The organism is Paraburkholderia franconis, from assembly GCF_009362735.1.
GTDB classification, from domain to species: domain Bacteria; phylum Pseudomonadota; class Gammaproteobacteria; order Burkholderiales; family Burkholderiaceae; genus Paraburkholderia; species Paraburkholderia franconis.
On record NZ_WHNP01000017.1, the window covers coordinates 1 to 24873 of the forward strand.

Annotated in this window: 20 protein-coding genes and 1 tRNA gene; 16 read left to right on the forward strand and 5 right to left on the reverse strand. The window is 62.8% G+C overall.

Translation table 11 applies throughout. The annotated features are described in order from the left end of the window. The coding region (locus tag GCT13_RS19310; protein ID WP_152760603.1) for an integrase core domain-containing protein at positions 1-258 on the forward strand (258 nt) is incomplete at its 5' end. A gap of 81 nt (positions 259-339) precedes the next feature. Continuing rightward, entirely contained in the window at positions 340-717 is a 378-nt protein-coding gene (locus GCT13_RS19315; RefSeq protein WP_152760605.1) for a hypothetical protein, read from the forward strand. A 268-nt stretch (positions 718-985) separates the two neighbouring features. Here GCT13_RS19315 and GCT13_RS19320 read toward each other — a convergent pair whose 3' ends face one another. The 3 genes from GCT13_RS19320 to trxB form a co-directional block, all read right to left on the reverse strand. Further along, a complete protein-coding gene (locus tag GCT13_RS19320) occupies positions 986-1606 on the reverse strand; it encodes a trimeric intracellular cation channel family protein (protein WP_152760607.1) in 621 nt (206 codons plus the stop codon). Between the two features lie 15 nt (positions 1607-1621). Continuing rightward, entirely contained in the window at positions 1622-2452 is an 831-nt protein-coding gene (locus GCT13_RS19325) for a Smr/MutS family protein (RefSeq protein ID WP_152760609.1), read from the reverse strand. A 183-nt stretch (positions 2453-2635) separates the two neighbouring features. Beyond that, positions 2636-3643 (reverse strand): thioredoxin-disulfide reductase, encoded by a 1008-nt coding sequence (gene trxB, locus GCT13_RS19330; RefSeq protein WP_152760611.1) that lies wholly within the window; start codon positions 3641-3643, stop codon positions 2636-2638. 449 nt (positions 3644-4092) lie between these two features. Here trxB and GCT13_RS19335 point away from each other — a divergent pair, with 449 nt between their 5' ends. Then, a complete protein-coding gene (locus GCT13_RS19335) occupies positions 4093-6408 on the forward strand; it encodes a DNA translocase FtsK (RefSeq protein ID WP_152760613.1) in 2316 nt (771 codons plus the stop codon). Positions 6409-6565: 157 nt separating this feature from the next. Further along, positions 6566-7261: an outer membrane lipoprotein chaperone LolA gene (lolA, locus tag GCT13_RS19340; RefSeq protein WP_152760615.1), complete on the forward strand. Its 696-nt coding sequence runs from the start codon at positions 6566-6568 to the stop codon at positions 7259-7261. Positions 7262-7270: 9 nt separating this feature from the next. Here lolA and GCT13_RS19345 read toward each other — a convergent pair whose 3' ends face one another. Further along, positions 7271-8185 (reverse strand): LysR family transcriptional regulator, encoded by a 915-nt coding sequence (locus GCT13_RS19345; protein ID WP_152760617.1) that lies wholly within the window; start codon positions 8183-8185, stop codon positions 7271-7273. A 163-nt stretch (positions 8186-8348) separates the two neighbouring features. Between GCT13_RS19345 and speB the strand changes: the two genes are divergently transcribed. Both speB and GCT13_RS19355 read left to right on the forward strand, forming a co-directional pair. After that, a complete protein-coding gene (gene speB / locus GCT13_RS19350; protein ID WP_152760618.1) occupies positions 8349-9341 on the forward strand; it encodes an agmatinase in 993 nt (330 codons plus the stop codon). Between the two features lie 293 nt (positions 9342-9634). After that, positions 9635-11263, forward strand: coding sequence for a tetratricopeptide repeat protein (locus GCT13_RS19355; RefSeq protein ID WP_152760620.1), 1629 nt, complete (start codon positions 9635-9637; stop codon positions 11261-11263). Between the two features lie 15 nt (positions 11264-11278). Here GCT13_RS19355 and cytX read toward each other — a convergent pair whose 3' ends face one another. Beyond that, positions 11279-12595 (reverse strand): putative hydroxymethylpyrimidine transporter CytX, encoded by a 1317-nt coding sequence (gene cytX, locus GCT13_RS19360; RefSeq protein ID WP_152760622.1) that lies wholly within the window; start codon positions 12593-12595, stop codon positions 11279-11281. A gap of 288 nt (positions 12596-12883) precedes the next feature. On the opposite strand from cytX, the gene GCT13_RS19365 reads away from it, so the two are divergent. The 10 genes from GCT13_RS19365 (at position 12884) to GCT13_RS19410 (ending at position 24872) form a co-directional block, all read left to right on the forward strand. Beyond that, positions 12884-14194 carry a replication-associated recombination protein A gene (locus tag GCT13_RS19365; RefSeq protein ID WP_152760624.1) on the forward strand — a complete coding sequence of 437 codons (1311 nt, stop codon included), beginning with the start codon at positions 12884-12886 and terminating at the stop codon, positions 14192-14194. Between the two features lie 96 nt (positions 14195-14290). After that, complete coding sequence (gene serS, locus GCT13_RS19370) at positions 14291-15589, forward strand: serine--tRNA ligase (RefSeq protein WP_152760626.1); 1299 nt, start codon at positions 14291-14293, stop codon at positions 15587-15589. Between the two features lie 170 nt (positions 15590-15759). Further along, a tRNA-Ser gene (locus GCT13_RS19375) sits at positions 15760-15850 on the forward strand. A 318-nt stretch (positions 15851-16168) separates the two neighbouring features. Next, positions 16169-16540: a hypothetical protein gene (locus GCT13_RS19380; RefSeq protein WP_407670819.1), complete on the forward strand. Its 372-nt coding sequence runs from the start codon at positions 16169-16171 to the stop codon at positions 16538-16540. A gap of 418 nt (positions 16541-16958) precedes the next feature. Further along, positions 16959-18299, forward strand: a complete 1341-nt coding sequence (locus tag GCT13_RS19385) for a two-component system sensor histidine kinase NtrB (protein ID WP_152760628.1) — start codon at positions 16959-16961, stop codon at positions 18297-18299. Next, a complete protein-coding gene (locus tag GCT13_RS19390; protein WP_407670820.1) occupies positions 18296-19069 on the forward strand; it encodes a response regulator transcription factor in 774 nt (257 codons plus the stop codon). The genes GCT13_RS19385 and GCT13_RS19390 overlap by 4 nt, the downstream gene beginning before the upstream one ends. A gap of 61 nt (positions 19070-19130) precedes the next feature. Beyond that, positions 19131-19517 carry a response regulator transcription factor gene (locus tag GCT13_RS19395; RefSeq protein WP_152760630.1) on the forward strand — a complete coding sequence of 129 codons (387 nt, stop codon included), beginning with the start codon at positions 19131-19133 and terminating at the stop codon, positions 19515-19517. 238 nt (positions 19518-19755) lie between these two features. After that, a complete protein-coding gene (locus GCT13_RS51625; protein WP_152760632.1) occupies positions 19756-20232 on the forward strand; it encodes a YMGG-like glycine zipper-containing protein in 477 nt (158 codons plus the stop codon). Positions 20233-20324: 92 nt separating this feature from the next. Beyond that, positions 20325-21584, forward strand: coding sequence for an efflux RND transporter periplasmic adaptor subunit (locus tag GCT13_RS19405; protein ID WP_227746920.1), 1260 nt, complete (start codon positions 20325-20327; stop codon positions 21582-21584). 39 nt (positions 21585-21623) lie between these two features. After that, positions 21624-24872: an efflux RND transporter permease subunit gene (locus GCT13_RS19410; protein ID WP_152760636.1), complete on the forward strand. Its 3249-nt coding sequence runs from the start codon at positions 21624-21626 to the stop codon at positions 24870-24872. Position 24873: the final 1 nt, after the last annotated feature.

A 24873-nucleotide genomic window follows, 5' to 3' on the forward strand; every position in this document is an offset into this window, starting at 1 on the left:
AAAGCATACGGCATGCGCTCATCCATGAGTCGACGTGGTGATTGCTGGGATAACGCGCCGACCGAAAGTCTGTGGGGTTCGCTGAAAGTTGCACGCCTGCACGGTCGACACTTCTCGACCAAACGTGCGGCAATGGACGAAGTGGTTGATTGGCTCAACTTTTATAACGCGCATCGGCTACACTCGACGCTCAATTACGTCAGCCCCATGACGTTCGAGAAGAACTGGTTCGCCGCTCAGCAAGGTGCGGCCGCATAAATCCCTCGGCTATGGGATTCGTGAAACAGGGGCAAGGTCATTTGAATCTTTTCGCTGCTGCGACTGCAAGGCCTCCTGTCTATGCACACTTTGAAAATTGGAAAACAGGATGCTAAGCGGCGGTCGGAAATTCATTGCACAGTTGAAAACGAGTTTGATGGGGCGTCGATACATCAGCGTTGGGACGAAATCGCGTTTGAGTCTGAGGTGCGCTTCAAACGCGAGAAATGGTCAAATGGAGCTGTCCCGAGAGAATTCGAACATGGACTGCCGTTTATTTATGCGCGCGCTTTCCTTTACGCTCTCGACGCATTTGACAAAATCTTGGGTGTTTTGGCGAAAGAGGACAACGTTCCGGAGCAAGTTGCAAGTCTCCACGTAAAGATGGCGGCTGAGTTCCCGCATTTGAGGGGTGTTCGTAATACCGCGCAACATTTAGAAGATCGGGCAAGGGAGTAGGTGCGAGGCGCAATCCGCAGAAATTGAATCTTATAAGCCGATCACGAACAACATGATCCATGCGCCGAACGGCGGCGCTCTGATCTTGAGTGCGTTAAACGGATCAAAGTACGGGGCGACGATGGCCGACGGCCACTACGGAGAGGTAGATGTGGCGCCGGAGTCCATGTTGACTCTCAGGGGTATCTTTGAAGGAGTCTTGCAATCGTTCAAGTGGAGCAGTCCGGAGCGTCACTTGCCGAGTGCTTAACGTCGACAGTTTCTGTGTTCAATGCGGTAGTCTGACATCCAACTTAAACGTAACCAACCGCGCCACAAGAATAAACCCCGTAGCAATCAACACGCTATAGACCGTATCAAAGTTGATGTAATCCAGCAGCAGATAAACCCAACATCCAGCAAGCGCACAAGTCGCATAAGGCCTTGAATCCCGCAGAATCAGCGGAACCTCATTGCAAATCACATCCCGGATGATTCCGCCGAACACGCCCGTAGCAACACCCATCATCGAAGCCACGAACCAGGGCATCTGAGCATCGAGCGCGAGCGAAGTCCCCGAGATGCTAAACAGCCCAAGCCCAACCGCATCAGCCACCAGCAACACGCGCTCATTAAAAACTCGCGTATAAGCCTTAAGCACAAACGGCGCGAAGAAGCTCAAAACGAAAATCAGAATCGCATACCACTGATGCTCGACCCAATAGAACGGCCTCCGATCGAGCAACACGTCCCTAACCGTCCCACCACCAAACGCCGTAGCCATCGCCACAAGAAAAGTCCCAACAGCATCGAGCCGTTTCGTACGAGCTTCGATAAACCCCGAGATTGCGTAGGCGAGAATAGCGAGCGCTTCCATGATGGCAAGCGCGAGAGTGAGTCGAGGATGCATCGTTGAAAAGCCTTCTCAGACTTTACCGGACGATGACGGCGAAGAGACCCCCGAGCCGGAGCCGGCACCAGATCCCACCGACCCAGGCTGCAACAGCACAAGCACTGCACCCGCACCACCGTCATGCGGACGAGCCTGCGAAAACGCGATCACTTCTGCCTTCTGCACGAGCCAAGCGCGAACCTTGCCTTTGAGCACAGGTTCTTTCCCAACCGACCCCAGCCCTTTCCCATGAATCACACGCAGACACCGTAAGCCTTTTTTACTCGCCTCACGGATGAACTCAGACAAAGCCTCACGCGCTTCTTCACGACGCATCCCATGCAGATCAAGCTGTGCCTGCACGATCCAGGCACCGCGTCGGAGCTTCTTAACGATTTCCTGGCTCACACCCGGCCGACAGTAGGAAAGCGACTCGTCGGTATCGAGCAGCACTTCGGGATCGAACTCATCGGAGATTGCTTCGTGCAGCACGGCTTCTTCGTCGAGTTTCGTCTGCATCGGAACGGGAGCGGGCGGCGTGCGCGTCACCGACGCGCGAGGTTTTGCGCTGAGCGGCGCGACTTCGCCGATCTCACGCCGAAACAGGTCGGCATCCGCGGCCGCCTCACGCGACGCTTGCGCCGCCGCAGCCTTCTCACGCTGAGCGCGTTGAGCGGCACCCTTCAACGCATCGCGCAAACCACCCAACCCGGCCAAGCCAGCACCGGCTTCGACCAACGGCTTCTTCGACGAAGATGAAGATGCCGCAGCGCTAGCGTCAGAAGACGCCGAAGCATTGGCAGGATTGGAAGCCGCAGTACGCGGCCGTTTCGGTTCGCTCGGGTGGGGCAGATTCTTAGGCATGGCGATCGAAGCAGAAAAACAAAAAGGGCCGCCGGCATCACGCCGCGGCCCTTACAACATCGAATAAATCTCAACAAGCGCGGCAAGCTTGCTGCATGCCACTATTCTACCGATCCGCGTTCCGCGTTCCCCGTTCCCCGTTCTACACAAACCACTTACCGAACGAGACCACGAAAAAAAGCATCAAATCGAACGCTCAGCCTCGGCGCTCATCGCGCGCTCGCCGATCGACTCGTGGATGCTTTCCAGATAACGCTGCGCATCCAGAGCAGCCATACAGCCCGTGCCCGCGCTCGTGATCGCCTGGCGGTACACGTGATCTTGCACATCGCCGGCCGCGAACACACCCGGTACGCTCGTGCCCGTCGCGTTGCCGCTCAGGCCGCCGTTCGTGATGATGTAGCCGTTCTTCATCTCCAGCTGGCCTTCGAAGATATCCGTGTTCGGCTTGTGGCCAATCGCGACGAAAAGGCCCTGCAGCTCGATATCGGTGGTCGCGCCCGTCTTCACGTTCTTGACGCGCAGGCCGTTGACGCCGCCATCATCGCCCTTCACTTCGTCGAGCACGTGCTCCCACTTGATCTCGACGACGCCTTCCTTTTCTTTCTCCAGCAGACGGTCGATCAGGATCGGCTCGGCGCGGAACTTGTCGCGGCGGTGGATCACCGTCACCTTCTTCGCGATGCCCGCGAGATACAGCGCTTCTTCGACGGCCGTATTGCCGCCGCCGACCACGGCGACGTGCTGGTTCTTGTAGAAGAAGCCGTCGCAGGTCGCGCACGCCGACACGCCTCGGCCCATATACAGCTCTTCCGACGGCAGGCCGAGATATTGCGCCGACGCGCCCGTCGCGATGATCAGCGAATCACACGTGTACTCGCCCGAATCGCCGACCAGGCGAATCGGCTTCTCGTCCAGCTTGGCCGTGTGGATGTGGTCGAACACGATTTCGGTGTTGAAGCGCTCGGCGTGCTCGAGAAAGCGCGTCATCAGCTCCGGACCTTGCACGCCCTTGGCGTCGGCGGGCCAGTTTTCGACGTCCGTCGTGGTCATCAGCTGGCCACCTTGCGCGAGGCCCGTGACGAGCACCGGCGACAGATTGGCGCGCGCCGCATAGACGGCCGCCGTGTAACCGGCAGGGCCGGAACCGAGAATCAGAACCTTCGCGTGTTTGGTCGGGGAAGCTGGCATGATCGAAATCCGTTAAAAGCGTCGGTCAGCGGCGGAACATCGGCTGCAATGACCGGCGGTACTGGCGTCGAGCCGGGAAACTTGCTTGACACGTTAGATGGGTATCAGCCCCGTATTATAAAGGGCAGGCCAACCGGCTGCTTCATGAAGCTTTGCGATCAAGGCGATAGCCGATGCCAACGGCATCGGCGCGAAAGTCGGCCGAAAACACGTCGATTTCGCCGGAAAGCGTATGGGAATTACGACATTCCTGGCCGTTCGGCCGACGTTACCGTCATTTACAGCCTTGCGCGCAACAGTGCGTTTACAATAGTCGCCGATGAACGACAGGCGGCTTGCCGGCAGGATGTGAGTGACTCCGTCGGCACCTGGATCGGCCCCGACGGTGAATCGAAGGGCAACTGAACCGGCACCTGAAACCGCTGCAGGCCGCACACGCAACAGGCTCAATGGCAAAAGCTCCCTATTCCGCGAACGCGCAGGCATTGCCTCACCGCATGTCGCGCCTTTTCACCGAAATCCGCTGGATTCTCCAGCTGGCGCTCGGCGTTTTCCTCGTGATGGCGCTGATCAGTTACAGCCGCCGTGATCCGAGCTGGACACACGCGGCGCAGGTCGATCACATCTCGAACTGGGCTGGCCGCGTCGGCGCCTGGACCTCCGACATCCTCCTTCTGCTCTTCGGCCTCTCCGCCTGGTGGTGGATCGTGCTGCTCGCGCGCCGCATCTCGGCGAACTACAAGCGCATCACGCGTCACGAGGAACCGGACGAAGACGCGCCGCGCGACAACAGCTGGCTCGCGGATGTGTTCGCGTTCGCGCTCGTGCTGCTCGCGTGCGATGGCATCGAGGCGCTGCGCATGTGGTCGCTGAAATTGCAGTTGCCACGCGCGCCGGGCGGCGTGATCGGCGAGGCGGTCGCGAAGGGCGTGTCGCATGCGCTCGGTTTCACGGGCGGCACTTTGGCGCTTTTGATCGCGCTCGCCATCGGTTTGTCGCTGTACTTCCGTTTTTCGTGGCTGTCGGTGTGCGAAAAGGTCGGCGATTCGATCATCTCCGGCGTGACGCTCGCGAAGCTGCGCCGCGAAGCGGGCCGCGATCGCAAGCTCGGCGAGGCGGCCGCCGTGAAGCGCGAAGGCAAGGTCGAGCAGAGCCGCGTGAAGATCGACGAGCATGAGCCCGTCGTGATCGTGCCGCCCGTGACGAAGCCGGAGAAGTCGGAGCGCGTCGAGAGGGAACGTCAGGTGCCGCTCTTCGAGAGCCTGCCTGGCGATTCGACGTTGCCCGCCATCTCGCTGCTCGATCCCGCGCCCGCGACGCACGAAACCATTTCCGCTGATACGCTCGAATTCACCTCGCGCCTCATCGAGAAGAAGCTGAAAGACTTCGGCGTCGATGTGAGCGTGGTTGCGGCTTATCCTGGTCCGGTTGTCACGCGGTACGAAATCGAACCGGCTGTCGGTGTGAAGGGCAGCCAGATCGTGAATCTCGCGAAGGACCTGGCGCGCTCGCTGTCGCTCACGTCGATCCGCGTGGTCGAGACGATTCCTGGCAAAAACTACATGGCGCTCGAACTGCCGAACCAGCGTCGTCAGACGGTGCGGCTGTCGGAGATTCTCGGCTCGACCGTCTATGCCGACGCCGGCTCGCCGCTGACGATGGGCCTCGGCAAGGATATCGGCGGCAAGCCGGTCTGTGCGGATCTCGCGAAGATGCCGCACCTGCTGGTCGCCGGTACGACGGGTTCGGGCAAGTCGGTCGGCATCAACGCGATGATTCTCTCGCTGCTCTACAAGGCAAGCGCGGAGCAGGTGCGAATGATCCTGATCGATCCGAAGATGCTCGAAATGAGTGTCTACGAAGGCATTCCGCATCTGCTGTGTCCCGTCGTCACTGACATGCGCCAGGCCGGCAACGCGCTGAACTGGACCGTCGCCGAAATGGAGCGCCGCTACAAGCTGATGAGCAAGCTCGGCGTGCGCAATCTCGCGGGCTTCAACAACAAGATCGACGAAGCGGCGAAACGCGAAGAGAAGATTCCGAATCCGTTCAGCCTGACACCCGACGATCCTGAACCGCTGTCGCGTCTGCCGAATATCGTCGTCGTGATCGACGAACTGGCTGACCTGATGATGGTGGTCGGCAAGAAGGTTGAAGAACTGATCGCGCGTATCGCACAGAAGGCGCGCGCGGCAGGTATCCATCTGATTCTCGCGACACAGCGTCCGTCCGTCGACGTGATCACCGGCCTCATCAAGGCCAACGTGCCGACACGGATGGCGTTCCAGGTGTCGTCGAAGATCGACTCACGTACGATTCTCGACCAGCAGGGCGCGGAATCGCTGCTCGGCATGGGCGACATGCTGTATCTGCCGCCGGGCACGGGTCTGCCGGTTCGCGTGCACGGCGCGTTCGTGTCCGACGATGAAGTGCATCGCGTCGTCGATAAGCTCAAGGAGCAGGGCGAGCCGAACTACATCGAGGGGCTGCTGGAAGGCGGCGTGTCGGGCGAAGGCGACGAGGGTTCCGCGGATGCCGCGGGAACCGGAGCGGGCGGCGGCGAGTCCGACCCTCTGTACGATCAGGCGGTCGAAATCGTCATCAAGAACCGCCGCGCGTCGATTTCGCTCGTGCAGCGGCATCTGCGCATCGGGTACAACCGCGCCGCGCGTCTGCTCGAACAGATGGAGCAGTCGGGGCTGGTGTCGGCGATGTCGTCGAACGGCAACCGCGAAATTCTGGTGCCCGCGCGCGAGACGGATTGACACTCGGCGCTTCATTTTCATGCGACTGATGACGGATAGCGGCACGCGTTGAAGCGTGGCCGCTGTTTTGGTTTCACATTCCGTGCGCACCGGTTCCGGTACAAGCGACCAGCTTGCACGATACAAGGGATGCAAGGGATACAAGGGAGAAAACAACATGCTGCAAATCGTTGGGTCTAAGACCCGCCTTGGCAGTGTGATGCGCACGCTGGCTTTCGGCGCATCGATGCTAGTCGCTTCGCATGCATTCGCAAGCGGCACTGAACAATTGAAGCAGTTCGTGTCGCAAGTGCGCTCGGCCCGTGGCGAATTCGTGCAAACCGAAGTGCGCGCACCCAGCAACGCGCAGCAACAGGCGAGCGGCGTCTTGTCGACGCAGGGCACGACACAGAACAAGGTGTCGAGCGGCACGTTCACGTTCGCGCGGCCGGGCAAGTTCATCTGGGCGTATGAAAAACCATACGCGCAACTGCTGCAAGCCGACGGCGACAAGCTCTACGTCTACGACAAGGATCTGAACCAGGTGACGGTGCGCAAGCTCGGCGGCGCGCTCGGCGCGAGCCCGGCGGCGATCCTGTTCGGCAGCAACGATCTCGAGAAGAACTTCACGCTGAAGGACGCGGGCGTGAAGGCGGGGATCGACTGGCTCGAACTGATTCCGAAGTCGAAGGACACGCAGTTTCAGCGCGTCGGCATCGGCTTTCGTGACGGTAATCTCGAAGCGATGGAACTGCACGACGTCTTCGGCAACGTGACGCTGCTGAAATTTTCGAACATCCAGAAGAACCCGTCGCTCCCCGCAGACGCGTTCAAGTTCACGGTGCCGAAGGGCGCCGACGTGATCAACGGCTAAACGCTGCGTTCACTCTTGAAGGCCGGGCGCCGGATGCGCGGCCTTCATATCGTCGATAAACGCGTCGACGATGTCCGTCCGATGCTGCCGCGCGCGCGTGACCATGTGAAACGCGACGCGGTAGCGCATCTGCTGCGGATTCAGCGCGGCGAGCAAACCCTCCTTCACATACGGCGCGGCGAAATGCCCCGGCAGATAGCCGAGGTGATGGCCGGACAGCACGAGCATCGCGACGGCTTCCATGTTGTCGGCGACGGCGGTGACGTTGCGCGGCGTCGTCGATGCTTCGGCTTCGGGCAGCGGATAGCTGCGCCACGCCCATTCGTGCCGCGCGGCTTGCGCCGGCGTCGCGTTGCCCGCTTGAGCGAACAGCGGATGCCCCTTCGCGCAATACGCGAGCTGTTCCTCGGAAAAGATCTCCGTGTACTCAAGCGAGGGCACGCGATGCCAGAAATATCCGATGCCGATTTGAATCCGTCCGCTCAACAGCAGTTCTTCGAGTTCGCCGGGCGAGCGCACGAGAATCGAAAATCGCACGGATTCGTCGCGCGCGCGGAAACGCGCAATCGCATCGCTGATCCTGGCGCTTTCCGACACAGGCGTATGACCGATCATTCCGATTCCGAGCGTGCCGACCAGCTTCCGGCCAACGTTGCGCGCTTGCACGCCGAACGCATCGACGGCGGAAAGCAGTGTGCGCGCCGCGTCGACGAACTGCTCGCCTCGCGCGGTCAGGCTAAAACCGCTGCGGCCGCGTTCGCACAGCCGGTAGCCGAGCCGCGTTTCCAGTGTCGACAACTGGGTGCTGATGGTCGACTGGCCTACGTTCAATGTAGCCTGAGCAGGCGAAACGCCGCCCGCGTCCACGATGGCGAGGAACACGCGGGTCAGACGCAAGTCGAGATCGGTCAGTTGAGAGAACATGCGGCAGCATACATCGATGCGAATCGATGTGAAGTTTATTACGTCGGCATTTTATGTTCGCCGGAACCGCACAAAAATGAGAAATGCCCCAGCGTCGCGCGCTTTGCGCTGTCTCTGGATTTCTCGCTTTATTGAGACCTGTGCTTGCCATTGGCGAACTACGATGAATACTTCCTCGAATTTCGTTTCCCCGGACCTTACCGAGCGGCCGCAGCCGTTGTCGGGCAACGCGATGCCGCGCGCGGGCGGCATCGCCACGATGATGCGGCTGCCGAACGTCGGGTCGCCGCAAGGGCTCGATGCCTGTTTCGTCGGCGTGCCGTTCGATCTGGGCACGTCGAACCGCACGGGCGCGCGCTTCGGCCCTCGCCAGATCCGTGCCGAGTCGGTGCTGCTGCGCCCGTACAACATGGCGACGCGCGCCGCGCCGTTCGACTCGCTGCGCGTCGCGGACATCGGTGACGTTGCGATCAATCCGTATAACCTCCTGGATTCGATCGACCGCATTGAGCGCGCTTACGACGAAATCCTGCAACACGGGACGAAGCCGATCACGCTGGGCGGCGATCACACGATCGCGCTGCCGATCCTGCGCTCGGTTCATCGCAACTACGGCAAGGTCGGTCTGATTCACGTCGATGCACACGCGGACGTCAATGACACGATGATGGGCGAAAAGATCGCGCACGGCACACCGTTTCGCCGCGCGGTCGAAGAGGGCTTGCTGGATTGCGAGCGCGTCGTGCAGATCGGTCTGCGCGGCACGGGCTACGCAGCCGAAGACTTCGACTGGTGCCGCGATCAGGGCTTTGAGGTCGTGCAGGCGGAAGCGTGCTGGAACCAGTCGCTGACGCCGCTGATGTCGCGCGTGCGCGAGAAGATGGGCGACGGCCCGGTGTACATCACGTTCGATATCGATGGCATCGATCCCGCTTTCGCGCCGGGCACGGGCACGCCCGAAATCGCCGGGCTGACTGTGCCGCAAGCGCTCGAGATTATTCGCGGCGCGCACGGGTTGAATATCGTCGGCTGCGATCTGGTGGAAGTCGCGCCGCCATACGATCCGTTCGGCACGACGGCCCTGCTCGGCGCCAATCTCGCGTTCGAAATGCTGTGTGTGCTGCCGGGTGTCGAGTATCGGCCGGCGACGCGATAAGCCGTAGTACAGGACAGCGGCGGCTGAAACGCGTCGTCGTCAACGGGACGATTTCGAAGATCGTCGATACAACGCCCATGACGTCCGTTATGGGCGTTGTCGTTTCTGTTGCCATCGCAGGGCAATGCGACAGCATTTTCAGAATAGTGAGCTAGAGACGCATCCTCCGCGTCGCTACGCTACACCGGGTTTGGCGCGTATCCGCCTGCAATTTTTGGATAAATCGTAAAGCGCGTCGACCCGCTTCGAATGCTCTCGCACTCCTTCCGAAACCATCTCCCCAGGATCAAGCCATGTATGGCGATTTGCAGAATCTCGACCCCGCCATCGATCGTTATTCAGCCGCCGTGTTTTTGTATGGCAAAGACCGCTTCGACGAAGCGTTGGCGCTGATCGAGCCGCTGCTGCATGCACAGTCGGTCGATGCGCAGGTCTTCAATCTGGCCGCCGCGTGCCATCTGTCGATCGGACATCTGCATGATGCGGGGACGTACTGGCGGCGCGCGATCGACACGAGGCCCGATTACTGCGACGCGTACAACAACCTCGGCGTCGTGCTCAAGGAGCGGGGCTGCCTGGCGCAAGCCGAGGCGTGCTATCGGCAGGCACTGTCGATCACGCCGGGCCATGCGGGCGCGCACGTGAATCTCGGGCGGCTCTTCGCGCAACTCGGACGTCCGGGCGAAGCGGAATCTTCCTATCTGCGCGCCCTCGAGCTTCAGCCTCGCGACGGCGATACTTACGTCAACCTAGGCGTGCTGTATCAGGACCAGATGCGCTTGCCCGAAGCCGAGGCGGCGTACAGGAACGCACTTGCCGCCGATCCGCACGAGGTCAAGGCGCATTTCAATCTGGGCGTGGTGCTCAAGATGCAACGGCGTTTCGCCGAAGCGGAAGCCTCGTACCGGCAGGCGCTCGCACTGCGTCCGGACTATTTCGAGGTGGCAATCAACCTCGCGCATCTGCTGCTCACCGTTGGACGTCTGGAAGAAGGATGGGCGCTGTTCGAAGCGCGCTACGATCCCGCGTGGCCGCAGCGCAAGATCGCACCGCCGCCTGTCGATTTTCCGATGTGGCGCGGCGAGCCGCTCGCGGGCAGGTCGCTGCTCGTGTGGCCCGAGCAGGGGCACGGCGACAGCCTCCAGTTCTGCCGCTATTTGCCGATGCTCAAGGCGCAAGGTCTCGCGAAGCTGAGCATCGCGTGTTCGCCCGTGTTGCAGAGTCTGTTCGAAACCATCGATGGCGTGGACGAATGCATTCCGCTCGACGGCGACCACGGCATTCCGAAGCACGACTATGTGTGCCTGACGATGAGCCTGCCGTATCGTCTGGGCACGACGCTCGCTTCGATTCCGGGCGCGACGCCTTATCTGCGGGTGCCGCCGTCGCGCGCGGCCAGATGGAAAGGCAGGCTGCCCGCTGGCAACTTCAAGGTGGGGCTTGTCTGGGCTGGCGATCCGCGCCCGGATCAACCCGCGAATAGCGCGGTCGACCGCCTGCGCTCGCTCGACGCGCGCGCCTATCTGCCATTGCTGTGCGTGCCCGGCATCACGTTCGTCAGCCTGCAAAAGGGCGCGTCGACGCAGCCGCAAATCGATACGTTGCCAGTGGAGCTGCGTCCGTTCGATCCGATGCTTGACGTGCACGATTTCGCCGACACGGCCGCGATCATCGAGCAACTCGATCTGGTGATTACCGTCGATACATCGATCGCGCATCTCGCGGGCGCGTTGAACAGGCCCGTGTGGATTCTGTCGCGCTACGACGGCTGCTGGCGATGGCTGCATGATCGCGACGACACGCCGTGGTATCCGCGCACGCGTCTCTTTCATCAGCGGCAGCCCGGCGAGTGGGGCGAGGTGATCGAGCGCGTGAAGCTCGCGCTCGAAGCGTGGACGGTGCGCCAACGCGCGCCGGCTTGATCGGATGGATATGGCCTACGCGTAAGCCTGCTTGCGCGCCGACACGAACGCCAGATAGCACAGCCCGCCGATTGCCAGCGCGGGCAGCGTCGCGCCGAGATTCGGCAGCCACTGATTGATCGCCTGATACGCGGCAATGCCGATCGCCCACGCGACGAACGCGCTCACGTGCCAGCCGCCCGAGAAGCCATAGCGGCCTTGCGTATCGGCGAGCGAGCCTGCGTCGATGCGGCGCCGGCGCACGATGAAGTGATCGGCCAGCACCACGCCGAACAGCGGCGCGAACACCGAGCCGATCAGCAGCAGGAAGTTCTGATACTTCGCCATTGGCACGAGCAGCGCGATCAGCGTGCACAGCGCGCCGAACGCGGCGGACAACAGCGGAACGCTCGCGCGCGTCCAGAAAGTGCCTGTCGACACGGCCGCCGAGTGGACATCGGCAAACGCGTTGTCGATTTCGTCGATCAGCACCAGCAGCAGCGCGAGGCCGCCGCCTGCTTGCGCGAGCGCCGTCGTCAGAAGCGCGTCGCCGCCGCCCGCGGTGAGCCCGTACACCGCGCCGAGCGCGTAGAACCAGATATTCGCAATGCCATAGCCGAAGAGCGTGCCGCGGAAGGTCTCGCCCGCCTTCCGGCCGAAGCGCGTGTAGTCGGCGATCAGCGGCAGCCACGACAGCGGCATCGCGACGACCAGATCGACGGCGCCGCCAAACGACATTTCGCCATTGCCCGGACGATGCATCAGCGCACCCAGATCGTGCTGCGCCAGCACGGCGTAGGTCAGCCACGCGGCGCCCGCGAGCAGCAGCCAGATGCCCCACGTGCGCAGAAAGCGCCGCACGAAAGACAGCGGGCCGGAGATCGCGAGCAACGTCGCGAGCACGCCGAAGATCAGCGTCCAGACGAGCGGCGCGGAAAAGCCGAAGGCCTGCTTCGAGAGGGCATCGGCGGAATCGCGCATCACGATCACTTCGAACGCGCCCCAGCCGACCAGCTGGATCATGTTCAGCACGGCGGGAATCGACGCGCCGCGCACGCCGAGCGTCGGACGCAGCGACGACATCGCCGCGAGCCCCGTGTCCGTGCCGATGACGCCCGCGAGCGCGAGCAGCACGACGCCGATCACGCTGCCGATCGCGATGGCCAGCAGCGCGTGCGGCAGCGACAGGCCCGGCACGAGCAGCGCGCCGGCCTGCGCGACCAGCAAGCCGATGCCGAGTGAAAACCACAGCGCGAATGCGTCGCCCGTCCTGAATGCGCGGCGCGAATCCGGCACCGGCTTGAGCGGCGCGTAAGTCGAACCGGCTTCGCCGGTCATGGAATCTTGAGCCATCGAATCTCTTTCCTGTCTGTCGTTGTCATGTCGGCCGTCGTTGCGGCCGTGTTCCGTCCCGGTACGCGCATTGCGGCCTGCCTCTCAGAAAGCGCCTATGACGTTTGCCGCCGGCTTTGCCGCGCCGCGGCTGTCATAATGCACAACTCTGCATGCGACGCCGTTCGCCCGCTGACGGTTTGACGCCGTTGCATGCCTTCAGGGGCAGATCGTCGCGTGTCCCATCGAATGCATGTGGTGCATCGTGACGGTTTACACCCGAAAAGCCGAGATTATCCCCAAAACGCCATGTTTGAAGAAACCCGCGCCAACGTTCCCCTCGCCGAGCGCCTGCGGCCGCGCAGCATCGACGAAGTCATCGGACAAAAGCATCTGCTTGGCCCGAACAAGCCGCTGCGCGTCGCGTTCGAGTCTGGCGAAGCGCACTCGATGATCCTCTGGGGCCCGCCGGGCGTCGGCAAGACGACGCTCGCGCGCCTGATGGCCGACGCGTTCGACGCCGAGTTCATCGCGCTGTCGGCGGTGCTCTCGGGCGTGAAAGACATCCGCGAAGCCGTCGAGACCGCGCAGATTCATCGCGCGAACGGCCACCAGACGCTCGTGTTCGTCGACGAAGTACATCGCTTCAACAAGAGCCAGCAAGACGCGTTCTTGCCGCATGTAGAGTCGGGGCTGTTCGTGTTCGTCGGCGCGACGACGGAGAACCCGTCGTTCGAGGTGAACAGCGCGTTGCTGTCGCGGGCGGCCGTCTACGTGCTCAAGAGCCTCGATACCGACGAGCAGCGCGAACTGCTGGACCGCGCGCAAAAGGAACTGGGCGGCTTCACGTTCACCGACGAGGCGCGCGACGCGCTGATCGGTTCCGCCGACGGCGACGGCCGCAAGCTGCTGAACAACATGGAAATCGTCGCGCGCGCGGCGTCGCGGCAGAACAAGACGGAGATCGACGGCGAACTGCTCGCGAGCGCGCTTTCCGAAAACCTGCGCCGCTTCGACAAGGGCGGCGACGCGTTCTACGACCAGATCAGCGCGCTTCACAAGTCGGTGCGCGGCAGCAATCCCGACGGCGCGCTGTACTGGTTCTGCCGCATGCTCGACGGCGGCGCGGACCCACGCTATCTGTCGCGGCGCATCGTGCGCATGGCGTGGGAGGACATCGGTCTCGCCGATCCGCGCGCCGCGCGTATCGCGCTCGACGCCGCTGAGACCTACGAGCGCCTCGGCACGCCCGAAGGCGAACTCGCGCTTGCGCAGGCCGTGATCTATCTGGCTGTCGCGCCGAAGTCGAATGCGGGCTACAACGCGTACAACGCGGCGCGTAGTTTCGTCGGCAAGGACCAGTCGCGCGCGGTGCCGATCCACTTGCGCAACGCGCCGACGAAGCTGATGAAGGAACTCGGCTACGGCCACGAGTACCGCTACGCGCACGACGAACCGGACGCGTACGCGGCAGGCGAGACCTATCTGCCCGACGGCATGCGCGAGCCGCACTGGTATCAGCCGACGCCGCGCGGTCTCGAAGGCAAGATCGGCGAGAAGCTCGCGCGCCTTGCCGAACTCGATGCGCAATGGCGCAGCGAGAACAGGAAGAAGAGTTGATCAAGCGCGCTTTGCGCCAGAGCCGACAATGCCGCCGGCGACCCACGCCGGTGCGCTAAAATCGCCCATTCACACAACGAACTGTTGCCCCATCCCATGCTTGACATCCAGCTGCTGCGCAAAGATATCGACGGCGTCGCGAAACGCCTCGCCGATCGCGGCTTTAACCTCGACGTCGCGGCTTTCTCCGCGCTCGAAGCCGAACGCCGCGCGATCCAGACCCGTACCGAAGAACTCCAGGCGAAGCGCAACACTCTGTCGAAGCAGATCGGCGCGATGAAAGGGCGCGGCGAAGACACGTCGGCGGTGATGGCCGAAGTGGGCGGTATCGGCGACGAGATGAAGGCGTCGGCGGTCCAGCTGGAAGTGATCCAGAAGCGTTTGTCCGATCTGCTGCTCGGCGTGCCGAATCTGCCGCACGAGAGCGTTCCCGTCGGCAACGACGAAACGCAAAATGTCGAAGTGCGCCGCTGGGGCGCGCCGCGCCAGTTCGACTTCGAGGTGAAGGATCATGTCGACGTCGGCACGCCGCTCGGTCTGGACTTCGAGATGGGCGCGAAGCTCTCCGGCGCGCGTTTCACGATGCTGCGCGGACAGATTGCGCGCCTGCATCGCGCGCTCGCGCAGTTCATGATCGACACACATACGCAGCAGCACGGCTACACGGAAATCTATACGCCGTACATCGTCAATCCCGAAATCCTGCTCGGCACGGGCCAACTGCCGAAATTCGCCGACGACATGTTCCGCGTCGAGAAGGGCGGCGGCGAAAACACGGTTACGCAGTATCTGATTTCGACGTCCGAGATCTCGCTGACGAATACGGTGCGCGAGAGCATCGTCGATGCGAGCGAGTTGCCCATCAAGCTGACGGCGCATTCGCCGTGCTTCCGCTCGGAAGCGGGCTCGTATGGCCGCGACACGCGCGGCATGATCCGCCAGCATCAGTTCGACAAGGTCGAGATGGTGCAGATCGTCGCGCCGGAAACGTCGTATGACGCGCTCGAGCAGATGGTCACGCACGCGGAGACGATTCTGCAGAAGCTCGAACTGCCGTATCGCGTGATCACGTTGTGCACGGGCGACATGGGCTTCTCGGCTTCGAAGACGTACGACCTCGAAGTGTGGCTGCCTGCGCAGAACACGTATCGTGAAATTTCGAGCTGCTCGAATACCGAGTCGTTCCAGGCGCGACGGATGCAGGCGCGCTATCGCAACCCGCAGGGCAAGCCTGAACTCGTGCATACGCTCAACGGCTCGGGGCTGGCGGTGGGCCGCACGCTCGTCGCCGTGCTGGAGAACTTCCAGAACGCCGATGGCTCGGTGACTGTGCCAGCGGCGCTGCGTCCGTATTTGGGCGGCATTGAGCGTCTGGAAGTAACGGCGGCGCGCTGAGCGACCTGGGCGCGCTCGGTCCGCGAAGTCCTTTTCAACTTTCTGCGAAAAAGGGCTTGGAATTCGAAAACAGGTGTTCTATAATCTTCGTCTCACGCAAGCAGCGACCCGCTTAGTGTGAAGTTGGTGTAAAGCAGACAAGACCACCTTGGTGGGAAGTCAAAGAATCAGGAAAGGTGGCAGAGAGGTCGAATGCGCCGGACTCGAAATCCGGTATACGGTTATACCGTATCGTGGGTTCGAATCCCACCCTTTCCGCCAGGACGCAAAGCGATACAGGCCCTTCGGGGCCTGTTTTCGTTTGTGCGCCGATTTTGCATCGATCTGCGTATATGCGGTGTGATGCAATCATCAGAGCGCTATCGGGCTTCACAACTACAAATACAGGCGCGCAACTGGCCCGTCGTTATGCTTTCCTTTTCATCGTTTCGATGAAGCGGTTCCGACATATGTTCGTCCGCACATCGCGAGGCCTGCTAACGCCGGATGGTCCATGCGATACGCCGCTGCATCCGCACAAAAAATGGGTATGGTCATTGCATCGTTGAAAGCGTCTGCGAACCACAATTGGAGTCCACGATGACCAACCCCAATGACGCGGAAAGCACACCACCGAAAGACCCGGCCGAAACACCGCCGAACGAACTCAACAAGCCAGTGGGCGATGCGCTGCCGACGCCTGTCGAGCCCGGCCTGAATCAGCCGTTGCCGGAGAAGCTAAAGCCAGACGACGAGTCAGCAGACGAGCACCTGGGCGATGAAAACCCGCCTGAGGCGTGCCTCCGCCGAGTTGTTCGATTTCGCATAACGTCGAACGACTGCATTAACTATCCTCTATCCGCCCAGCGGTCCGGAATACGAAATAAAACGATTAATCGTTTCGGGCCGCGCATCATACGCCGATTTAAATCGTTTCCGTTTCTGGAATATCCGGATTCAGCGCTTCGATAAATGGCTTCGTCGGGCGGCAAATAAAGCAAGGCCTATTTTCTCGTTGATTCGCTGATCTGCGCTTTACTAAGGTGCTCTTTGTGCATACGATGAAGTTGCACTTTTTTCCGCGCAGGGCCAAGCGAACGAGTAAAAATTTAAATTTGCAATTTCCGACGAGATAGCTCCGCTGGATATTTACAGTCCATATGAAGATTCGTATGAAGCGATCGCTGTAGTCCGATTCTTTTTTGCTTCATGTCATTGCATTCATTGAACGAGGGAATGCATTAGTAATACATAGTCGCTCTATTCGTGAAGGTGAGCCTTTGCGCGCCCGATTCCCGCGCCGTCGCACCCGTTGCATTGCGCACAACAACGAAGACGTCCGCACTTGCCGCGGCTTTTCAGGTGCAAACGTCTTGAGGAACGGTAAGCCATGCACATCGCCATTTCTGCTGTCACGGTCGCGGTGGCTGCAATCGTCATCTGGTGGTCGCTTCATCCGCGCCGCGTCGCTTCCGCTCGCGAGCGGACGTTCGCGTATACGCGCAATGGGCCGTCTCTCGTGCCGATGCTTCATCGCGTGACGGACGCTGTTGCGCATTTGCGGACGACGCGCGGCGCGGCCGGTCTCTTTGCCGTCGCGCGTCGGCAGCCCGGCACCATGACCGAGCTTGCCGACGTGTTCGAATGTTTGCCCGTCGCGTCCGTCGTCTTCGACGAGCATGGCGTGATCGTGCTTGCCAACGCGCAGGCCGAGCGGCTTTTCGATTATCGGCGCGGCGTGCTGAGCGGCGCGTGTGTCGGCCTCGTCGCGCCGGCGCTGTCGCAGGAGAGCTGCGCCGCCACGGGCGCGTCGCCGAACGTGAGCCGGCTGGCCGTGACTGGCACGCGCAATCTGCGCGCGCGTCGCCGCGACGGCAGCGAGTTTCCCGTCGAGATTGCGACGAGCACGATCCGCTACGAAGGACGCGTCGCGACCGTCGCGTTCATCACCGACATGACCGAGCGCTTCGAGCTCGAACGCAATCGCCGGGAGCTTGCGCATCTGACGCGCGTATCGATGATGGGCGAGCTTGCCGCGTCGCTCGCGCACGAACTGAACCAGCCGCTGACAGCCATCCTCAGCAACGGCCAGGCCGCGCAGCGTTTCATGGACAAGGTGCCGATCGACCTCGCTGAAGTGCGCGACATCCTGAAGGACATCGTCGACGACAGTGGCCGCGCGAGCGAAGTGATACGCCGGATGCGCGCATTCGTGAAGAAGGAAGAGCAGCAGCAACTCGCGAGTCTCGATGCGGGCGGATTGCTGCGCGACGTGGCGTTGCTCGTGCATAGCGATGCCGTCGCGCGCGGCATCCATGTATCGCATGTGATCGACGACGGACTGCCGCCCGTGCGCGGCGACAAGGTGCAACTCCAGCAGGTGCTGCTCAATCTGCTGCTCAACGCGTTCGATGCCGTCAGCGAGTGCGACGCGCCCAGCCGCGTAGTTGCACTCTTTGCGCAACTCGATCGCGAAGGCATGGTGCGCATTGCCGTGCGTGACCGTGGACATGGACTGACGCCCGACAAGCTCGAATGCATCTTCAAGCCGTTCGTCACGTCGAAGCCGCAGGGTCTGGGGCTCGGTCTGTCGATCAGCCGCTCGATCGTGCAGATGCACGGCGGCCGCTTGTGGGCCGAGACCAATCCGGATCAGGGCATGACGTTCTATATCGCGTTGCCTGCATCGCGAGACGCATGCAACGCGGGCGCTGCGCAGGGGGCGTCATGAGCGAAATAAACTGCATGAACGGCACGACGAGCGAAGTCGCGACGGAAGCACCCGCGCTCGTCTATGTCGTCGACGACGACCCGTCGGTGTGCCGCGCGCTGACGCGTCTCGTCAAATCCGCCGGCTACGGCGTCGAGGCATATGGTTCGGCACGCGAGTTTCTCGACCACGCGTGCGCCGCGCATGCGCCCGCCTGCGTGGTGCTCGACGTGCAGTTGCCCGATCTGAGCGGGCTCGAATTGCAGCGCGAACTCGACGAGCGTTTGCCCATCATCTTTCTGACGGGACACGGCGACATCGCGATGACGGTCGGCGCAATCAAGGCGGGCGCGACCGATTTCCTCACCAAGCCCGTGCACGACGACGACCTGTTGCGCGCGATCGAACAGGCGCTCGCGCATTCCGTGCAAGTGTCGAACGCGATGCACGAGCTCGAAGTGCTGCGCAGCCGCGTCGGGCGTCTGACGGTGCGCGAGCGCGAAGTGATGAATCTCATCGTGCTCGGCCGTCTGAACAAGCAGGTCGCCTGCGAACTCGGTACCGTCGAGAAAACCGTCAAGGCGCATCGCGCGCGCGTGATGCAGAAGATGGAAGTCAATTCGCTCGCCGAGCTCGTGCGCATCGCCGACAAGATTGCCGTCGCGACTGTCGCACGCAATCCCTTCAGTTCGCAGGCACCGCATACGGGCGCACCTCACGTTGCGCGCGAGGCAACCCGCGAGCGGATACGGGACCAAGGTCCAATACCGCAGGCGCCCTCAGTCTCATAGTCTATTGCTGAAGCCTTCACGCATCGCTGCGTGCGCGTGGCCGGTCAATGGACTATTCAGAATGGGCACAGACAAACCCTTCGTCGTCGTCGTCGACGACGATGCGTCGGTGGGCAGGGCGATCAAGCGTCTGTTGCGCTCCGTCGGGATTGCGGCCGACACGTACGCGAGTGGCGATGCGTTTCTCGACGTGCTGTCGGCCACGCCCGCGTATCGCCCCGACTGCGTGATACTCGATGTGCAAATGCCCGGCTCCAACGGGATCGAGGTCCAGGGTCGGCTGGCGGGCAGCACCGTGCCCGTCATTTTCATCACGGCCCACGACGACGCGGGCGTGCGCGAAGCCGCGCTCGCGGCGGGTGCGAAGGCCTATCTGCGCAAGCCATTCAACGACGTGCTTTTCATCAGGACAGTGTGTGCCGTGCTCGGCATCGCTGCGCCGCTATGACACTTCTTCTCGCGCGAATAAACGGCGTCGAACGCCTGCGTGCAGGCGCTTGCGTGCGAGTGCCGCGCGGCCAAAAAAGGGTATTGGACCAAGGTCCAATTGTCTTTGCCATGGCCGGATTCCACACTTCATTGCATTGGAGTCGCCAGGCCGACTGGCGCATCTGGATTCGTCCGCCGCGCGATGCGCGCGCAACGCGTGCGACGGGCCCAATCGTATCGACATGGGGAGATTGATCATGAAACAGGCGCTTCCTGTCACCTGGATGCTTGCCGCGTTGCTGCTGGCAGACGTTGCATCGGCGCAGCAGCCGATCTTCTATCCGGCCAAGGGCCAGAGCCAGCAGAAGCAGGCTAACGACATGTCGCAATGCGAGAGCTGGGCGACGCAGAACACGGGCGTCAATCCCGCCGTGCTCGCGCAGAACTCGGCGAATCAACCGCCGCCGCCCCAGCAGTCGGGACAGCGCTTGCGCGGCGCGGCAGGCGGCGCGGCGACAGGCGCGGCGATCGGCGCGATCGCGGGCGACGCCGGCAAGGGCGCGGCAGCGGGCGCCATCGCGGGCACGGTGGTGGGCGGCTCGCGGCAGCGCCGTCAGGCGGCCGCCGCGCAGGAGCAGCAGCAGGCAGCTCAACAGCAGACATCGCAGCAGATGGCCACATGGAACCGCGCGCTTGCAGCATGCATGAACGGACGCGGATATACGGTGCAATGACGCGGCGATCGAAGGGGGCCACGATGAACTGTCGATCGCAAATTGCGTTGTTCCGGGCGGATTCTGCCGCCGTGCGGCGCGCGGGCCGCCTGATGCCGCGTGTCGCGCTGGCGTCGGCGCTCGTGTGCGTCCTTTCTCTGAACGCATGCAAAAAGGCCCCCGCGGAGGCAGCCCGGCCGCCCGTCGAGGTGACGGTGGTCACGGTCGCGCAAAAGGAAACCCCCGTCGCATTCGAATTCACCGCGCAGACGCAAAGCTCGCGCGAGGTCGAGATCCGCGCGCGCGTCGAGGGCTTTCTCGAGAAGCGCATGTACACGGAAGGCGCGCTCGTGCAGCCCGGCCAGGTGCTGTTCGTGATGGACCGCAAGCCGTTCGAGGCCGCGCTGCAAACGGCCAAGGGCGCGCTCGCGCAGCAGCAGGCGCGCCTGCTCGTGACCAAGCAGAACCTCGCGCGCGTGGTCCCGCTTGCCGCGCAGAACGCGTTGAGCAAGAAGGATCTCGACGATGCGACGGGCAACGAGAAGCAGGCCGAAGCCGCTGTCATCGCCGCGCAGGGCGAAGTGCAGACGGCCGAGCTGAACCTGAGCTACACGACGATCCGTTCGCCGCTCAAGGGCCTCTCGAGCTTCGCGCGCGTGCAGGACGGCAGCTATGTGACGCCGACGCAGTCGGGGCTGCTCACCTACGTCTATCAGCTCGATCCGATGTGGGTGAACTTCAGCATCTCGGAGAACGAGTTGTTGCGCTATCGCGAGCAGGTCACGAAAGGCCTGCTGCGCTTTCCGCCCGGCAACCAGTTCGACGTGACGGTGATACTCGCCGACGGCTCGATCTATCCGCAGCAGGGGCGCATCGACTTCACGAACCCCGCGTTCAGCCAGGAGACGGGCACCTTCCTCGTGCGCGCCGTGTTCGGAAATCCCGACGGCACGCTCAAGCCCGGCCAGTTCGTGCGCGCGAAGGTGTCGGGCGCCGTGCGGCCCAACGCGATTCTGGTGCCGCAGCGCGCGGTGCTGCAGGGCGCGAAGAGCCACTTCGTGTGGGTGCTCGACCAGAACGGGAAGCCGCATCAGCGCGTGATCGACGTAGGCGACTGGCACGGCGACGACTGGTTCGTCAATGAAGGGCTGAAGGCGGGCGAGCGCGTGGTGGTCGACGGCGCGATCCGTGTGTCGTCGGATTCGACGATCAAGGTGGTGAGCGCGCCCACTGCGCCTGGCGCTCCAGCGCCCGCATCCGCGCCTGCTGCCGCGGCGTCGGCGCCGGCATCGACGCTGGCGCAAGCACAAACACGACGACAAACGCAGGCGCATCCCGGCAGCAGCGGAACGAGCACCAGTACAAGTCCCTGATCCGATGACGACCCGACGCCGTCCGGCGCAACCGATCCGATGAACATCTCTCACTTCTGCATCGACCGTCCGATCTTCGCCTCGGTCATCTCGATCGTCATCACGCTGGGCGGCGCGCTGACGATGCTCGCGCTGCCGACCGCGCAGTATCCGGACATCACCCCGCCGCAGATCACGATCTCCGCGACCTATCCGGGCGCGAGCGCCGACGTGGTCGCCAACAACGTCGCCGCGCCGATCGAGCAGCAGGTCAACGGCGCGGACAACATGATCTACATGAGCTCGTCGAGCTCGTCGACGGGCAACCTGACGATCAACGCGTACTTCCAGATCGGCACGAACCCCGAGCTCGCGCAAGTCGACGTGCAGAACCGCGTGAACCTCGCGCTGCCGCAACTGCCGCAGTCGGTGACGGCGCAGGGCGTGCAGGTGCAGAAGAAGTCGCAGGCGTTCATGATGGTGATCGCGATCTACTCGCCCACCGAGCGCTACGACGCGACGTACATCGCGAACTACGCGAACGTCTACGTGCTCGATGCGCTCAAGCGCATACCCGGCGCGAACCAGTCGAGCATCTTCGGCACGCCCGACTACGCGATGCGCATCTGGCTGCGCCCCGACCGCATGGCGCAGCTAGGCATCACGGCCGCCGACGTGCAGCGCGCCGTCGCCAACCAGAACCAGCAGTTCGCAGTCGGGCGCCTCGGCCAGTCGCCGACGGGTGCCGCCGTCGAGCAATCGTTCGCCGTCACCACATCGGGGCGGCTCACGGAGCCGTCCGAGTTCGAGAACATCATCATTCGCGCGCAGAGCGGGGGCGCGGCGATCGTGCGCCTGAAGGACATCGGGCGCGCCGAGCTCGGCCAGAAGGACTACTCGATCCGCAGCCGCTTCCAGGGCAAGCCCGCCACCGTGCTCGCCGTCTACCAGCAGCCGGGCGCCAACGCGCTGGACGTCTCGAAGCAGGTGCGCGCGACGCTCGCCGAGATGAAGAAGTCGTTCCCCGAGGGCATCGACTACGAGATCGCGATGGACACCACCGAGTTCACGCGGGCGTCGATCACCGACGTGGTGCACACGTTCTTCGAGGCCGTCGTGCTGGTGGTGATCGTCGTGTTCGTGTTCCTGCAGAGCCTGCGCGCGACGCTGATTCCGGTGCTCGCCGTGCCCGTGTCGATCGTCGGCACGTTCATGGGGATGGAGGCGCTCGGCTTCTCGATCAACATGCTCACGCTGTTCGGCATGGTGCTCGCAATCGGTATCGTGGTGGACGATGCGATCGTCGTGATCGAGAACGTCGAGCGCAACATGACGGTGCACAAGCTCGATCCGAAGACGGCTTCGAAGCAGGCGATGGACGAAGTGGCGGGCCCCGTGATCGCGATCGTGCTCGTGCTGTGCGCGGTGTTCGTGCCCGTGGCGTTTCTCGGCGGCATCACCGGGCAGATGTACAAGCAGTTCGCGATCACGATCGCGATCTCGGTGGTGATCTCGGGCGTCGTCGCGCTCACGCTGTCGCCCGCGCTCGCATCGCTGCTGCTCAAGCCCGGACATCACGAGAAGAAGGGCTTTTTCCGCTGGTTCGACAACCAGTTCGCGCGGATGACGGCGGGCTACACGCGTGCGGTGCGCGTCATCATCAAGCGCTTCGTGATCGCGCTGCTGATCTTTGCCGGCATGATCGTGCTATCCGTCATGATGATGCGCTCGATCCCGACCGCGTTCCTGCCGCCCGAGGATCAGGGCTATCTGCTGGGCGCCGTGATCATGCCCGATGCGGCGTCGCTGGACCGCACGGGGCAGGTGTCGGACCGCGTGTCCGAGTATTTCATGAAGCAGCCGGCCGTCGGCAGCATCACGACCGTCGACGGCTTCAGCATTCTCGACAGCCAGAACAAGAACAACTCGTCGACCTTCTTCGTGGGCTTCAAGAGTTTCGACGAGCGCTACAAGTCGGACAACATCCGCACGCAGAATGCGCGCGCCGTGCTCGTCGACGCGTACAAGGCACTGTCGCAGGTCCGCGAGGGCATCGTCGTGCCTCTGAATCCGCCGTCGATTCCCGGTCTGGGCACCACGGGCGGCACGGAGATGTGGATCCAGAGCAAGGGCGACGCGACCATCGCGCAGTTCGCCGCCGTCGTCAACGATTTCGTCGCGAGGGCCAAGCAGCGCCCCGAGCTGACGGGCGTCACGTCGACCTTCAACGCGGACTCGCAGCAACTGCTCGTGGACGTCGACCGCGACAAGGCCGAAACACTGGGCGTGCCCGTCGAGGACGTCTACAGCGCGATGCAGACGATGTTCGGCTCGCTGTACGTGTCGCAGTTCAACCGTTCGAGCCGCCTGTGGCAGGTGATCCTGCAGGCCGAGCCGTCGTACCGGCTGAAGCCCGAAGACCTCACGCAGATTTTCGTGCGCAGCAAGACGGGGAGCATGGTGCCGCTCAAGTCGGTGGTGACTTCGCACTACGTGACGGGCCCGGACCTCATCACGCGCTTCAACAACTTCCCGGCCGTGAAGATCACCGCGAACGCGGCGCCCGGCTATGCATCGGGCCAGGTGATCAGCGCGCTCGAAGAACTCGCTGCGTCGATGCCGTCGGACTACGGCATCGCGTGGAGCGGCGAGGCGTTCGAAGCGAAGCAGTCGGGCGGCACGTCGGGGCTCGTGTTCGTGTTCGGGCTGATCATGGTGTTCCTGATCCTCGCGGCGCAGTACGAGAAGTGGAGCCTGCCGTTCGGCGTGTTGATGGCGGTGCCGTTCGCGCTCTTCGGCGCGCTGCTCGCGATCATGCTGCGCGGGCTCAACAACGACGTGTACTTCCAGATCGGCCTCACGATGCTGGTGGCGCTCGCGGCGAAGAACGCGATCCTGATCTTCGAGTTCGCGGTGATCAACCGCGAGGCGGGCAAGTCCGTGTTCGACGCGACGATGACGGCAGCCGAGGAGCGGCTGCGCCCGATCGTGATGACGTCGCTCGCGTTCATCCTCGGCTGCGTGCCGCTCGCGATCGCGACGGGCGCTTCGGCCAACAGCCGCCACTCGATCGGTACGGGCGTAATCGGCGGGATGCTGGGCGCGACGGCGATTGCCGTGTTCTTCATCCCGATGTTCTTCTGGGCGCTCGAATCGATGTCGGAGAAGAGCGGCAAGAAGAAGGGGCAGACGCCGCCTGCTTCGCCTGAAGCAGCGACTTCTTCGAAGACGGTACCGCCTTCGGTGCCGGGACCGGCGGGCACGGGCGGACCGACGATCACGCCGTCCGCTCCACGCGAGGGCGACTGAC